At 52.9% G+C, this 15,012-nt stretch carries 14 protein-coding genes; 5 read left to right on the top strand and 9 right to left on the bottom strand.

Features of this window, described 5'->3' with window-relative positions; all coding sequences use genetic code 11:
- Window positions 1-20: 20 nt before the first annotated feature.
- From DS901_RS17020 to DS901_RS17005, 4 genes are all read right to left on the bottom strand, one after another.
- A complete protein-coding gene (locus DS901_RS17020; RefSeq protein WP_113778203.1) occupies window positions 21-1,280 on the bottom strand; it encodes an ABC transporter substrate-binding protein in 1,260 nt (419 codons plus the stop codon).
- Window positions 1,281-1,354: 74 nt separating this feature from the next.
- Entirely contained in the window at window positions 1,355-1,876 is a 522-nt protein-coding gene (locus tag DS901_RS17015) for a flavin reductase family protein (protein WP_113778128.1), read from the bottom strand.
- Window positions 1,873-2,763, bottom strand: a complete 891-nt coding sequence (locus DS901_RS17010; RefSeq protein ID WP_113778202.1) for an aldo/keto reductase — start codon at window positions 2,761-2,763, stop codon at window positions 1,873-1,875. The genes DS901_RS17015 and DS901_RS17010 overlap by 4 nt, the downstream gene beginning before the upstream one ends.
- Window positions 2,764-2,765: 2 nt before the next feature.
- Window positions 2,766-3,920, bottom strand: a complete 1,155-nt coding sequence (locus DS901_RS17005) for an LLM class flavin-dependent oxidoreductase (RefSeq protein ID WP_113778201.1) — start codon at window positions 3,918-3,920, stop codon at window positions 2,766-2,768.
- 130 nt (window positions 3,921-4,050) lie between these two features.
- Here DS901_RS17005 and DS901_RS17000 point away from each other — a divergent pair, with 130 nt between their 5' ends.
- The 3 genes from DS901_RS17000 (at window position 4,051) to DS901_RS16990 (ending at window position 6,468) form a co-directional block, all read left to right on the top strand.
- A complete protein-coding gene (locus DS901_RS17000) occupies window positions 4,051-4,761 on the top strand; it encodes a GntR family transcriptional regulator (RefSeq protein ID WP_113778200.1) in 711 nt (236 codons plus the stop codon).
- Window positions 4,762-4,770: 9 nt separating this feature from the next.
- Window positions 4,771-5,880 (top strand): Gfo/Idh/MocA family protein, encoded by a 1,110-nt coding sequence (locus tag DS901_RS16995; protein WP_113778127.1) that lies wholly within the window; start codon window positions 4,771-4,773, stop codon window positions 5,878-5,880.
- 195 nt (window positions 5,881-6,075) lie between these two features.
- Window positions 6,076-6,468 carry a hypothetical protein gene (locus DS901_RS16990; protein WP_113778126.1) on the top strand — a complete coding sequence of 131 codons (393 nt, stop codon included), beginning with the start codon at window positions 6,076-6,078 and terminating at the stop codon, window positions 6,466-6,468.
- Window positions 6,469-6,570: 102 nt separating this feature from the next.
- Here DS901_RS16990 and DS901_RS16985 read toward each other — a convergent pair whose 3' ends face one another.
- A complete protein-coding gene (locus DS901_RS16985) occupies window positions 6,571-7,413 on the bottom strand; it encodes a DMT family transporter (RefSeq protein WP_113778125.1) in 843 nt (280 codons plus the stop codon).
- A 161-nt stretch (window positions 7,414-7,574) separates the two neighbouring features.
- On the opposite strand from DS901_RS16985, the gene DS901_RS16980 reads away from it, so the two are divergent.
- A complete protein-coding gene (locus tag DS901_RS16980; RefSeq protein WP_113778199.1) occupies window positions 7,575-9,944 on the top strand; it encodes a DUF1989 domain-containing protein in 2,370 nt (789 codons plus the stop codon).
- Window positions 9,945-9,965: 21 nt separating this feature from the next.
- Here DS901_RS16980 and DS901_RS16975 read toward each other — a convergent pair whose 3' ends face one another.
- The 4 genes from DS901_RS16975 to DS901_RS16960 all read right to left on the bottom strand — a co-directional run bounded on the left by DS901_RS16975 (window position 9,966) and on the right by DS901_RS16960 (window position 14,416).
- Window positions 9,966-11,579 (bottom strand): tetratricopeptide repeat-containing sulfotransferase family protein, encoded by a 1,614-nt coding sequence (locus tag DS901_RS16975; protein ID WP_113778198.1) that lies wholly within the window; start codon window positions 11,577-11,579, stop codon window positions 9,966-9,968.
- Between the two features lie 95 nt (window positions 11,580-11,674).
- On the bottom strand, window positions 11,675-12,406 hold the full coding sequence (locus DS901_RS16970; RefSeq protein ID WP_113778124.1) for an outer membrane protein: 732 nt from the start codon (window positions 12,404-12,406) through the stop codon (window positions 11,675-11,677).
- 244 nt (window positions 12,407-12,650) lie between these two features.
- The gene (locus tag DS901_RS16965) at window positions 12,651-13,007 is read right to left on the bottom strand and encodes a hypothetical protein (RefSeq protein ID WP_113778123.1); all 357 of its coding nucleotides are present in this window, start codon (window positions 13,005-13,007) and stop codon (window positions 12,651-12,653) included.
- A 74-nt stretch (window positions 13,008-13,081) separates the two neighbouring features.
- Window positions 13,082-14,416: an NAD(P)-binding domain-containing protein gene (locus DS901_RS16960; RefSeq protein ID WP_113778197.1), complete on the bottom strand. Its 1,335-nt coding sequence runs from the start codon at window positions 14,414-14,416 to the stop codon at window positions 13,082-13,084.
- 160 nt (window positions 14,417-14,576) lie between these two features.
- On the opposite strand from DS901_RS16960, the gene DS901_RS16955 reads away from it, so the two are divergent.
- Window positions 14,577-14,984, top strand: a complete 408-nt coding sequence (locus DS901_RS16955) for a hypothetical protein (protein ID WP_258546777.1) — start codon at window positions 14,577-14,579, stop codon at window positions 14,982-14,984.
- Window positions 14,985-15,012 lie beyond the last annotated feature (28 nt).

Here is a 15,012-nt window from a genome sequence, read left to right as displayed (position 1 = left end):
GTGACCCCCTGTTAGACGTCTTACTCGGCGATCTTGGCGGCAACATCCGCATCAATCGCATCAAGCGCTTCGTCTAGCGTCAGCTCACCCGTGATTGCCTGTGTCAGGTAATCTGGAACCGCGCCATAGATGACAAAGTTCTTCGCGTACCCTTGCAATGTGTAGGCTTGCGGGGTTGTTTCCGCCGCAACGCCTGCATTGGCTGCAAAGACTGACAAAGCCGCCGCAACCGCTGGGGATGCATCTGCATAGTCAATGCCGGATGCTTGCAGACCTTGGTGTGCCGTGATGTTGCGGGTCGCGGCCGCAAATTGTGCTGCGTTTTCTTCCATCGCAAGGAAATCAATCAAGGCAGCGGCCGCTTCAGGCACGTCTGTTGATTCAAACGCGACAATCGCAGCGCCACCGGGCATTGCACCACAACCACCTGTGCCACATGGTGCCGGAACTGCGATCCAATCAAAGTCGGAGATGTTGTCAGCATAGCTGTTGATCATCCATGACCCAGACATGTGCATTGCAACATCGCCTGATTGGAACAATGGTGCCGCGTTACGGTACTGTGTCCCTTCGCCAGCTGGCCAACCCTCGGCGGGCATCAAGCCGGATTCGTGCCAACCCACGAATGTTTCGGCGAAATCGCGGAAACCCGCGTCAACCAACATTGGCTGGCCCGCGTCGTCAAAGAATTGCGCGCCATAGCTGAACGCTGGGCCAGCAAGGCGGTGTGCGGTGCGATCCATCGCTAGGCCCGCTGTGATGCCTGTCATTTCCTTGACTTCCATCAGGGCGGTTGCCCAATCGTCCCATGTTGCGCCCGCGCCGGGCATGTCTACGCCTGCGTCTTCAAAAAGCGTCACGTTCACATAGGGGCCGGTCACGGTCAGTTGGGTCATCCAACCGTAAATGCCAGCATCTTCGCCACCGGGTGTGCGGAACCACGGCAATGTCGCGCCATAGCTGGCTTCCCAAGCCGCGCCGTCCACATAAGGGGCAAGATCAAGGTAATACTGGTTCAAACCACCCAAGTTGGTCACACGCGCCACATCAGGGGCGGCATCGGTTTGCAATTGGTTTTCAAGCTGATCGCGGATCACGTCATAGGCGACAGTTTCCAAGTTCACCGTGTGACCCGTATTTGCGGTAAAGGTCGGCAACATTTCTGCGATCACATCGCATTCATTGCTGTCTTGGTAGCATAGGAACGATACTTCGTCCGCATATGCGCTGCTTGCGCCTGACAGCATCAGCGCCGCCAACATCAATTTGTTCGTTTTCATCTTCATGGTGTCCTCCCCAGACATTCAGATTTCAGTTTTGGTCCTTGTTGTTGGCTGCCTCCTCTTACACCGCATTACCGCGCGATGTGACCAGCCATCTTTCCTTTAAAAAACGTCAATGCGTCGCCGTCTTCGCGCTGGGCGGCACGCAGAACCTGCCCCACGACGATGTCGTGATCCCCTCCGTCGTAAGATGCGTAGCGGCGGCATTCGAAGCGCGCGAGACAGCCTGACAAAACGGGTACATCTTCGGCGTTTGTGGTCAGTTCGTTTGCCAACAACCCGGCCCCATCGCGGGCAACCCGCCAACACAGGTCTTCTTGATCAGATGCCAGAACATGGATCGCAAAATGTTCAGCCTGCGCAAAATGCGCATAGCGGCGTGATGATTTATCGGGTGCCCACATCACAAGCGGAGGCTCCAGCGACAATGATGAAAAGCTATTCGCCGTGATTGCCATCGGACCATCTTGCGTGGCCACTGTCACAATCGTCACGCCAGTCGCAAACCGACCAAATGCATCCCGCAGTTGGCGCGGGTTGCTTGGGTCAGGGACAAATGATGTCTCGGTTGCGATTGTTTCGGTTGCGATCATGCGACTTCGGTACCCAATGCGGATTCGTATAGATAGAACCAGTCTTGACGGCTAATTGTAACAGAAAGAGCATCTGACAGGCGGCCAATCCGTTCAAGGTTATTTGTCCCCAATACCGGTAATATTTTGGCCGGGTGGCGCAGCAAAAACGCAACGGCAACGGCCGCCCGGTCTACGCCCTGATCTTTGGCGATTTCATCCATACGGTCGGTCAGCGCGCTTTGCCCTGTCATCAAATCGCCGCCACCCAATGGGGACCACGCCATCATTGGATGATCGTGGCGTTGATGAAATGCGATATCGCCATTGGTGAATGGGGTAATTGCGGAGGCTGAAATCTCAACCTGGTTCGTGACCAGTTTTTCGTTCATGCCCGATTGCAGCAATTCCCAATCCCAAAGCTTAAAGTTGGACACGCCAACAGCGCGCACCTTGCCCGATTTCACTATCTCGTCAAGCGCAACGCCGGTTTCATTGTGATCCATCAACGGGTCTGGGCGGTGAATAAGCAGAAGGTCAATTTGCTCAATTCCCATCGCCGCAAGCGAATAGTCAACAGATGATGTGATATGCGCCCGTGAGGTGTCGTAATGTTTGCATTTCGCATCTTCATAACGGCCCATTGGTGCGACGATATCGCATTTGGTGACGATCTCCATTTGCGGGCGGAGCGCAGGGTTCGCCTTTAATGCGGTGCCTAAAATGTCTTCGGCAGCATAGCCGCCATAAATGTCAGCCTGATCAAATGTCGTAATTCCCTGCGCAAGACAGCTTTGAATTTTCGCTTCGATATGGGCGACAGATGTGTCAGCGTCATCGCCGATCCGCCACATGCCATAAACGATCTGACTAAACGAAAGGTCAGGGGTGATATCAATACGCGGCATCATTAGCGGCGGACTCCATTTCCAAGGGGGGTTGCAGGCACACTGGCAGGCACGCGTCCATATTCATGTGGTAAAGAGCAAGTTTTCATCTGCGGTAATACGCGTGTTCCAAAGTGTTCGGCCTCATCCATATGCGGATAGCCTGACAAGATAAACGCACGGATACCCATTTTTTGATAGGCTTTAAGTTTTGACAAAACCTGATCCGTTGACCCAACAAGCGCCGCACCACAGCCAGACCGGGCACGGCCAACGCCTGTCCAAAGGTTGGGTTCAATGTAGCCGGAATCATCCGCGATTTCACGGTTCTTTGCCTGATGGCTAACACCAAGTGACTTCGCATCCTGCGCACGGTTGCGGATCGCGTCACCTTGATCATCATCCAGTTTAGAGACGATATAATCCGCATATTCACGCGCCTCGGCCTCTGTATCGCGCACGATCACGTGTACGCGTAGCCCGTAATCCAAAGTACGTTCGTATTTTTCGGCGACTGCATTCACAGCCTTCATTCGGCCCGCCAATTCTTCGACCTTTTCAGGCCACATGAGGTAAACATCACAATGCTCACCGCAAAGCTCAAGCGCGGCAGGGGAGTAGCCACCAAAGTACAAAAGCGGCCCGCCTGTTTGGTAGGGGCGCACCGGGTCCGAGGTCAGGCCTGAGAAATTGTAGATCTCGCCTTTGTGGTTTATTTCGTCTTGGGTCCACGCCTGTTTGAGTATCTCAACGACCTCGCGTGACCGCTGATAGCGGTAGCTGCTTTCTTCGACTTGTCCGGGAAAATCGGAGCTGATGATGTTCACGGTCAAACGACCGTTCAGCATATGATCAAGCGTCGCGATTGTGCGCGCTAGCATAATCGGCTGCATTTCCCCGCAACGCACAGCGGCCAGCATATTGATGTCCGATGTGATTGGCGCACAGCCAGCCACAAAGCTTAGCGTATCTTGCCCAACCTGATAGGATGACGGGCATAGGATATTCCGAAATCCTTGCTTTTCAGCCGTTTTCACAATGCCAGAGCAATGATCCCACGATGACCGGAGCGCCCCATCAGGTTGCCCCAAAAATTGATAGTCATCTGAACAAAGGGCCGCAAACCACGACACTTCGGCGGCATCAAGATCAGCAGACGTTACCGGCACGACGGTCATTTTGGTCATCCTCCCTGATGCGGCTTTCGGGATTGCCCCAAGAAAACCGCTTGACTTTCTTTACGGCTAACAGTGTCTTTGATCTGGATCAATGGTGTATCAATTATTTTCGAAAGCAACCCTCCCCGCGATGTATGTTAAAAGCGAAACAGCATCTGCACTGCCGCTCTATGTGCAGATCAGTGAGGTCTTGATCCGCGAAATCGCGTCTGGCCAATTGCTGGACGGGGAACGGTTGCCGCCAGAGCGCACGCTTGCAAAACAGCATGATACGACCGTACGGACCTTGCGCAAAGCGCTCGCAATACTTGAAAAAAACGGCCTGATCGAAAGTATTCAAGGGTCGGGAAACTATGTCCGAAAGACCCCTGACGTCGCCAGCGTCTATTCGATGTTCCGGCTGGAATTGCTGCGTGGTGGTGGTCTGCCAACGGCGAAAGTTTTGACTGTTGATGAATTGAAAAAGCCCGACGATCTGCCGCAATTCGGGCAGTCGGAACGGGGCACGCGGATCAAACGGTTGCGGTTTTTGAATCACGAACCTATCGCTGTCGAAGAAATCTGGCTCGACTGTTGCGCGGGGGAAATCGTGCCCGCAGACCTATCTGATTCGCTGTACCGCTATTACAAAATGCGACTTGGGTTTTGGATCACACACGCCGAAGACTATGTTTCCATCGGAAAGGTCCCCGATTGGGCCCCCACAGAATTCACGCCAGAACCCGGCGAAACCGTCGGGTTTATTGAGCGGATAAGCCATACCGAACAACATGGTTCGGTTGAGTTTTCAAGAACTTGGTTTGACCCGCAGCGCGCCCGCTATGTGCAGCGCCTGCGTTAGGGAGGAAATATGTCAAACACCACAAACTACGGCATCATCGGTTGCGGCATGATGGGCCATGAACACATGCACAACATCGCGTTGTTGGAAAATGCGCGCGTTGCCGGGGTCTTTGAACCTGACGAGGAAATGGCAAAAATCGCCCAATCAATCGCGCCTGACGCCCAAATGGCTGCTAGTATTGACGCGTTGTTGGACATGCCTGAATTGGATTGCATTCTGATTGTTAGCCCGAACTTTCGGCACGTCGAACAGCTTGAAATGCTGGCCGCGAAACGGCACCTGCCGGTGTTGGTTGAAAAACCGCTATTTACCGACATTGACCAAATTGAACGTATCAACACATTCGCAAATACATACCCATCGCCGGTTTGGGTCGCGATGGAATACCGCTATATGCCTCCCATCACCGCGCTTTTGAATTGCGCGGATGACGCCACAGGCGGGATCAAAATGCTGACAATCCGCGAACACCGCTTTCCGTTCTTGGAAAAAGTCGGCGATTGGAATCGTTTTGATCGCTATTCAGGGGGGACCTTTGTCGAAAAATGCTGTCACTTCTTTGATCTAATGCGGTTGGTTTTGAAATCCGAACCGATCCGGGTCATGGCCTCTGGCGGCCAAGATGCGAACCACATTGACGAACGGTATAATGGGGAACAGCCGGATATTTTGGACAATGGCTATGTCATTGTGGATTTTGCAAACGGGAGCCGCGCCTTGCTGGAACTCTGCATGTTTGCCGAAGGCGCGCAGTACCAAGAGGAAATCTCGGCGGTTGGTCCAAACGGTAAGGTCGAAGCCTTGGTGCCGGGACCCGGCCGTTTTTGGCCGGACCATTTGGGTGACGCGCCCGTGCCGCAACTGATCGTCAGTCCCCGCACCCCCAAAGGGCCGGCCCACAAAGATATCCCCGTTGATCCAACCCTGCTTGACGCAGGCGATCACAATGGATCGACCTATTATCAACACAAAGGGTTCCTTGAATTGGTGCGTGGGCAGCGCGACCAGCCTGATGTATCGCTTAACGATGGAAAAATCGCCGTGCTGATGGGCATGGCTGCGCAAATATCGATCCGCGAACATCGCTTAGTTCACATGAGCGAACTCACTGATTAATCGGTTGCCCCCGGCCCTATATAATCAGGATCGGGGGCGCCACGGCATCAAGCATTCCATAAAAATTATTAATATCAATGGTTTATATTTTTCCGAAAAAACATGTATTTTCTTTGAACCATTTTCAGACCTCCAGCGACCTATAACTGTAGCGCAGGTAACTGTTGCTACAAAATAAAAAACTGGATCTATATTATGCCTAATTTTATCAAAACATTTTCGATCGGTACGATACTAACTGCAGCAACTTTTGCGCCTATCCAAGCGCACGCCGAATTTACAACCTTGGGCGCATGTTACCAAGCGGTCATCAATTGGTGTTCGGAAACTTTCCCCGACCAAGATTGTAGCCAAACAAGCGGTCTCGATGATTGCGACCAAGTCTTCGGGAACTCTGTTGGCGGAATCGACATCAAAGGTATCTTTGCCACCCAACGCGAAGATGAAACCTATAGCTTGCGCTTTGAAATCCTTTCAGAGCCGGAAGAAATTCACAATCGTGGCGACTATGACGACGATGGTCGCGAAGCATCCCATCGCCCGACGGATGAACCTCGTTATCCAACTGGTGCATCAACGCGCCGCTAAAGAACCTGCCCTCGACCTGTCCCAAGCTGTCCCGGTGCGAAAGCATCGGGGCCTTTTTTGTGCGGGCACAAAAGAGCCCATGAAACAAGACTATCAAGGGCGTCATAATGCGAGATAACCGACACCCAAAAATGCGATGACGCAGCCCCACCATTGCATCGGGCTGATACGTTCTTTTAGGAAAAATGCGGCTAGCCATATGGTTGGCAACCCGTACATCGCCGTTGTGACCGCGGCGTATTCGGGGTGCGGGTGATTGCCTGCAATCATGATGGACAGGATGGCAATACCGTCAAGGATCCCCATAATTATAAGCACACCGAGCGCGTCTGATTTAGGCCACACTGGCAGACGCAAGGCGAGAATTCCGGTAAGGAAAACGCCAATGGCAACGATGCGCGTGACCACGGCAGACACGAGCCCGTTGGTCATTTCCGTGGCGGTTTGCCCAAAGTAAAACGTGCTTGAAAACCCGGCCGCCGCGATCAACGCACTCACAATTGTCAAAAATTTTCCATTGTCTTGCGCGTCACCCCGGTCCGCGAGGGTAGCGATCATCGTGATGCCGCCAAAGATCATCGCAATTGCACCCCATTGTTTTAATGAAACGGCGGTGCCACCGATCAACGCGATGCCGACAGAAAAGACACTGAAACAAGCAACTAGCGGCGCGGCTAGCCAGACTGGGCCGCGCTGAAAGGCGATGTACAGCCCGCAATTAGCAATCGCAAAAGAAGCGCCAGCGCAGATTAATGGTCCGACGCTCGCCGCAGGGATGCGCGCATAGCTTCCAGTTGTGACCAAAAGCCCGGCCTGAAAGATCAGTCCAAACACCATGACGGCAAACAAGCAGGCGCTTACAGGGGCGTTTTGACTGATGATGCGGACGCAAAAATCATGAAGCCCCCAACAGGCGGCTGCGATTAAACCTAAAACGAGTGACATCAGGTGTTTACCGGAGCGGAAAGGGACCACAGCGCGCAGGTTTTCAAAAACGTGATGTAATTATTCACATGTTCCCTGTCGATTGTGTTTGCGAGGCGTCACATTCAATTATATTCATCATATTAAATAAATATTCCATTCATGCAACAGACGGGGCGATGATGCGGGACGAAATTTTGAATATACGCCCCGGCCCTCCAAAGCCGAGCGCGATCTACGAGCCGCGCGTTTTCTCGCTGCCTGCGGGGACCGAACGGTATGTGGTCGAAGCCTGCGGTGCGGTTCTTGTGCCGATCTCTGCCGGAGATAAGATCACAGTAATTAACGACGAAGGCGGTCAACCCTGCGAGCTGTTGGTCTGTGACCCAAAGGGCGTGGTTGACCCGAGCATTGTCGGCGCGACAGCGCAAGGGCCCGCGTTGGGCCTGCAGTCATTGTTGGAAAGTAGCGACCGTTCTTTGCGCGGACTTCGGATGGGGCTGAACGCGCGCAACATCGATGTCGCCAGCGCGCATGCCGTGCATCTGTTTGAGGCTACAACGCCCGCCAAGACCGAAGCTAGCTTTACTGCGCAACGCGATGGTTGCGTCGTGATCGCAGCACCCGGCGGCATAATGGATTTTGAAACACAGAACACGGCAACACCGTTGACTGTCACCATAAAACGGGCGGTCATAAAACCCCGTGTGGGGTTTGCGCTACCCACGCCGCTTGCCGATCCACTGCAAGATATTCGGGTCTATACCCAAACCGCCGAGGCCTATTTTGTAAAGGCGGGCGACTACATCCAAATTCTTGATGTCGATGGTAGGCAGTGCACAGATTTCGAATGTTTCAGCGCGCGTAAGCTAGACGAGGGAATTGAGCACGCGTTGGATGTGACGACCACGCGCACCTTGATGGGCCATGCCTACCCGATGCCGGGCCTACATGCGAAATACTACGATCAGGAAATGGTGCCGCTCGTGGAGGTTATCCAAGACACCTGCGGGCGCCACGATGCCTTTGCGATGGCTTGTGCCTCCAAATACTATGATGACATCGGCTATCCTGGCCACGCGAACTGTTCGGACAATTTCAATGCCGCACTGGCTGAATATGGCGTCACAGGGCGGCCGGGGTGGATGGCTATCAACTTTTTTTTCAACACGCGCATCGATGATCACGGGGTCATGTACGCGGACGAACCTTGGTCACGGCCGGGGGACTATGTGCTGTTGCGCGCATTAACGGACATTGTTTGCGTCAGCAGTGCTTGCCCAGATGACACGACCGCTGCCAACGGTTGGAACCCAACGGATATCCATGTGCGGACTTATTCTGGCAAAGAAACCTTTCAAAAATCCATCGCGACACGCGCGACGCCCAATTCGGAGCCTAAGATGACCAAACAAACCGGATTCCATGAATGTTTCGCAAAACACACACGTAATTTTGTCGAATACAATGGCTATTGGTTGCCCAATTGTTTTGCTGACGCTGGTCCAATCGCGGAATATCATGCCTGCCGCCAAGATGTGGCAATCATGGATCTGTCGCCGCTGCGCAAGTTTGAAATCACAGGGCCAGACGCCGAAGCGCTGTGCCAGTATGTGTTCACCCGCAACATGAAAACGCTGCCGTTGGGCGGCGTAGTCTATACCGCGATGTGTTACGAACACGGGGGTATGATTGATGACGGCACCGTATTTCGTCTGGGACGCGACAATTTCCGTTGGATTGGCGGCAGTGAATATGGCGGCGAATGGATCCGAGAGCAGGCCGAAAAGCTGGGCCTCAAAGTGCTGGTCAGATCCTCGACCGACCAATTGCACAACGTCGCGGTTCAAGGGCCAAAATCACGTGATTTGCTACGTGATTTGGTTTGGACTGCGCCGCATAACCCCGAATTTGATCAGCTCGCTTGGTTCCGGTTTACACCTGCACGTCTGCGCAATGAGGCAGGCACACCGTTTGTGATTTCGCGGACCGGATACACGGGTGAATTGGGCTACGAGGTCATGTGCCACCCCAAACATTGCACAGAGATATTTGATGCGATTTGGGGCGCTGGGCAAGAATATGGGCTGCGCCCCATGGGGCTAGAAGCCTTGGATATGGTACGGATCGAAGCGGGTCTCATTTTTGCGGATTATGACTTTTCTGACCAAACGGATCCGTTTGAAGCGGGCATCGGGTTTACTGTTCCTCTCAAATCAAAACCGGATGATTTCATTGGCCGCGACGCGTTGATCCGTCGCAAAGAACACCCGATGAGAAAGCTGGTTGGTCTTGATATTGGTAGCGAAGTTGAAGTGGGGCATGGGGATTGCATCCATATCGGGCGCGCGCAAATTGGTGAAGTCACTTCGTCGATGCGGTCGCCGCTTTTGGGCAAAAACATTGCCATGGCACGCATCGATGTCGTCCATGCCGCAGCCGGAACGGAGGTGGAGATCGGCAAGCTGGACGGGCACCAAAAACGCCTTCCGGCTGTGATCCGCCCCGATCTGGCGGGTTATGATCCCCAAAAAGAAAAGCCACGATCTTAGGTGGTTAAGAGCGGCCGGTAGCTATGTGGCCAAAGCGTTCTCATTCGCACCGCCCTCTACGATCAGGTCCCCAAGTGCAGATTGTAATGGCGCGACTGCGTCGCCATAGCGGGTCCAGCGTTTGACCGACGTCGTGTAGATAGGTTGGCGGACTTGCCATCGGCTTGGTGTTCGGACTGTGCGTTCAGTTTCATGGAAGGCAAGGCAGGCCGGATCCCAAGGTAACGCCACAAAGTCGATAAGTGCACGCGCACGTGTTTCCAAATCGGCGACGGTTTCTTCATACTGCATGAGCAGGATGGGGCTTGGCAAAACGTCTTGCCAGTGATCCATTAGCTTTCTGTACTCGCGGTAATAATATCCGACAGTTTCGAGATCTGCGTTATAACCGTGGCTTTCAGCGAAGCGATGCATAAAACACGACAGACAGTTGTCCATCGGATCGCGATTGCAGTTGATGATTTTGGCGTTCGGAAACAGCAACGTGATGAGACCTAGGAACTCGTAGTTGTGTGGCATCTTATCTACAACGTGAAGCGCCTTTCTATCGCGCCGTTTCAAAGCAGAGAGATAGCGATCAGCCAATTTTTGAGAATCGCGTTTGGTCATTGTAACTAAAGCCTTGGCGAGTGCCGCTGGTTCAGAGGCAGAATGGCCAAGTGAACGTGCAATTTTGTGCAGCTCAGAAAGCTCCCCTGCGCCATAGACATCTGGATGGCTTGCGCAAATTTGTTCTGTCAGAGTCGTGCCCGAACGTGGCATCCCAACGATAAAGACAGGCCGTTCAGAATCGTTCCCAAAACCGGTCCTTTCAGCAAAAAATTCTGGCGTGAACGTTTCGATCAGCGACCCATAAAACTGCCGGTGACGATCTAAATCAAACGCACCTTTGCTATATGTCTTCGCCTTGGAGAAATGCTGAATAGCGTCATCATAACGGCGCTGATCGTTCAGGATCTTACCTGCGGCATGGTGAAGATGAACCAACGCGTCATCGGATGTATCCGGCATTGCGATCCGTTGAAGAACGAGGTCAATCTCAGGCGCATCTGGCGCGAATTTGCGCGAAGCAGCAAGACCTGAAAGGGCTTCGACGCTGTCAGGGTGATGACGCAGAATATCCTCATACAGTACAGCGGCGCCGTCAGAGTTTCCATTGTCGATCAGCAAATCAGCAAGCCCGAGCCGCGCCTTGAGGCTATCGGCGTCAATTGAGAGTGCCTTTCTCAGCAGCTTTTCGGCCTCAACACCATTCAGCATTAGCTTATGCGCCTTGGAAAGGTTGCATAGCGCCTCAACAAAATTCGGTTGGGCTTGAACGGCTTTTAGTAAATGCTGGCGCCCTTCTTTATTGCGCTTCAAGCGCAAAAGCAGGTTACCCATATTGTTTAGGTAAACAGCGTTACGCGGCGATCGCCGCAGCGCTTTTCCAAAATAGTCTAATGCAACGTCAACGTCGTTTGCTTCAACGGCCAGGGTACCCATGAGATTGAGCGCATCTGGGTGTCGCGGGTCAGCCCGCAGAACGGATTGGTATATGCGTTCGGCTTCCAGAAATTTGCCGTCACGCTGAAGGTCAACGCCCACTTGCAGCGTGCGCAGAATGTGTTCTTTGGTCGGAGGTGCAGATGACACTTTATCGCAAACCTTCAATATGGATCGCTTCAGATCGTATCATATGTAGGTCGGGGTCCGCAGTAAACGGACCCCGTAATTTTTGTGAGTGCCGTCTAGAAGTTGTACATCAACCCGGCTTGCAAGCTGTGGCTTTGTACATCGCCACCTGTGTAAACGCCGCTGCCATCGTTATCGTCAAAATCGACGTCACCGACATATTTAAATCGATACCCAACATCTAAAGTCAGCGTTTGTGATACGTCGTACATCAAGCCGGCACCGATTTGGCCCGCAAGCTTCGTCTCTCCCGGTCCATAGCCGTAGGAGGCGCCATCGAAGCTAATGTCACCTTCGACCTTGGCCCCGCCAAGGCCGCCGCCGACATAGTATCCCATTGGACCAGTCGACGGGAAATCATACCAAAGATTGACCAAAAGATATGTTGCATCCAGATCGCCGTCGGCCGGGTCAGAATCAACGTAAGTATAGCCGTTATACCCAGCGGAAAAGTCAGCGGCTGCAGCGCGTGCAAAGGACAATTCACCCTCAACGCGGAGCGTATCACTTATCTTTTTACCAACGGTGACACCTGCGACAAACCCGGTATCAAATCCCACGGAATATTCAGAGCCGTAATAATCGGTGTCGATATCCGACAGCATATTGGCACCTGCAAAAACAGATACGTAATAGTCGCTGTTCGCCTGAGGGACAGCAAGAGGCGGCATGACCGGATCTGGTTCGGCGACCGCATCGCCCAAGCCGCCAGCGAAAGCGGGGGCGCTGCTGATTAGCAAAGCGGCACAAGCGGCAATGCTCATTTTGGGGACTGTGAAGTGTTTCATAAATATGTTTCCATCTGCTAAGATAATAATGGTAAAACTATAGCACGCTCAGGGACGTGGGTGTACAAATGGCCATATTCCTTCTTGAAATTGTTCTACTTGATGCCGTTGTGCAACGATAACCCATAAAAAAACCTTGAACGCATGTCGAAACCGGCAAGCTGGACGGGCATCAAAGGCGCTTCCCCACGGCGATCCGCCCTGATCTGGCGGGTTATGATCCAAAGAAAGAACGCCCGCGCTCTTAGTGAGAGACGGCGGACAGGCGGGACTTAGGTGCCATTCGCTGGGCGGCAAATGAACCCATCTTTTTTCCCTCAAGAATGTAATCGCCGTCCAGCTCTTTGGCGATCAACGCACTGAGTTTGACACCAATGACAATAATTTTGTCCAAATCGGGATAGTGATCATGGATGCTCCAAACCGTTTCGGCCAGCCCAGATTGCAAGGTATTGAAACCATTCACAGAAAATAGAGCGCTGTTGGGATCAAGGTCACACGATTTTTCGAACCGATTTCTATTTTCTGGTGTATCAACGAGCCAAACGGCCTCACCGAGTTCGCCGCGAAAGTCCTTTTTAAAGATTGCTGATACGTCCATACGGAGAACAGATCGGTTATGTCCTTGCCAGTCAAGGTAGGTTTGGGCTCAAAGCGGCCTTTGAGCCCAAAACCTTAATTTTGCAAATACACCTCTAGACTATCATCAAGCGCGTCTTTCCAGGGGGTGTGGTGTTTGGGGGCCATTGTGCCGGTGATCACTGATTTGTAACCGTTGTCACGGAAGGTCATGATGTTTTTCTTTTTGTGGCCTTTCCATTCTTTGAATGCTTTGCACGCGCCTTCGACGTCGAAGGACGGATAGTCGGTGTCGGCGGTCAGTTCTTTGATGTAATCGCCCTGATACCAGATCGCGTCATAGTCATCTGCGCCAGCATCTTCGCGTGCGATGCGGTCATCCACATCGGCTTTCATCGCCGCTTCATCGGGGAGCGCAATGCGGTCCATAATGACGTCGCGTACATACCAGGCTTGGGCGTCGAACATGTTGAAGGTGAACCATTGATCCTGCATTCCGATGTAGAACAGCGCAGGTTCGTGCACGTAGGTGACCCCTTTATAGAGATCCGCAGCAGCCAGTCGGTTGGCGGTTTTTAGGCGCAGATCGTCGGGCAAGAAGGGAAAGTGATGCTTGTAGCCGGTGCACAAGATCACAGCATCGACGTCTTTGGTGGTGCCGTCTTTGAAATGGGCGGTTTTGCCGTCGATATGGGTTAATAGCGGCACTTCGGCCCAGTTGTCGGGCCAATCATACCCCATCGCGGCGGTGCGGTGGCTGACCGTGATGGATTTCGCGCCGTATTTCCAGCACTGCGATCCGATGTCTTCGGCGGAATACGATGTGCCGACGATCAGGATATCCTTATCCGCGAACTCCATTGCATCGCGGAAGTCATGCGCGTGCAACACGCGCCCTTTGAACGAGTCAAAACCGTCAAATTCCGGCACATTTGGTGTGCTAAAGTGACCGGTACAGACGATGACATGGTCGAATTCTTCGGTGTAGGTGTGATCTTCGGGCAGGTGGCAAACGGTCACCTGAAATTTGTCGCCAACCTTTTTGACCCAACGCACCGCGGTTTCAAACTGGATCCAGTCGCGAACGCCCGCCTTTTGTACGCGCCCTTGAATATAGTCGAACAGCACGGCGCGGGGGGGATAGGATGCGATTTGTTTGCCGAAATGTTCTTCAAACGAATAATCGGCGAATTCTAGACCTTCTTTCGGGCCATTTGACCAAAGATAGCGATACATAGAGCCGTGCACAGGTTCACCGTATTGATCCAACCCTGTGCGCCATGTGTAGTTCCATAGACCACCCCAGTCTGATTGCTTTTCAAAGCAGACGATTTCAGGGATTTCAGCGCCTTTTTCTTGGGCTGACTGAAAGGCGCGAAGCTGTGCAAGACCGGACGGACCGGCACCGAGAATGGCAATACGTTTGGGCATCTGGGAATCCTTTTTTCGTTTGCTTGATTGCATCGTGACTATTACCTTAAGTCAATAATTATTCTTATGAGTGAATAAAACTTAAGCAGTTCATGTATGCAAATCGACCTCGGTCACGTTTTTTAGCTGCGTTAATGGTCGTAAAGAAACGAAAGGACACATGATGGAAAAACCAAAGTGGAGCTATTGGTCGATCGCCGTGATGGGGTTGATCTGGAGCTTGATGGGCTGCCTGAATTTCATCATGCAAACTGACGCTGATTTTGTAGCGAAATTGCCCGATCGCTATCACGATTTGGTCATGCAGCGGCCTGCGTGGGCGACGGCAAGCTTTGCTGTTGCCGTGTTTGGCGGCGCTGTCGGGTGCATCTTGTTGTTGTTGCGTCGCGCAGTCGCGGTGCAGGTTCTTGGCCTTGCTTTGGTCGGGGCGCTGGCGACGTTTGTGTACGGTGTGATGGCGCTCGGTCTTGCGAGCGAAGCCATTTTGAGCACCGGCGTCTCGGTCATCGTGGCGGCTATTTTGTTTTGGCTTTCGGTCGCATCACGGACGCGAGGTTGGCTGCGCTAGGATCGCGGTTGGCGCATATGCGCCAACC

It is taken from the genome of Loktanella sp. D2R18, from assembly GCF_003318235.1.
Classification (GTDB): Bacteria; Pseudomonadota; Alphaproteobacteria; order Rhodobacterales; family Rhodobacteraceae; genus Yoonia.
The sequence above is the reverse complement of the archived record's forward strand: the minus strand, read 5'-3'. Positions and strand labels throughout refer to the sequence as shown.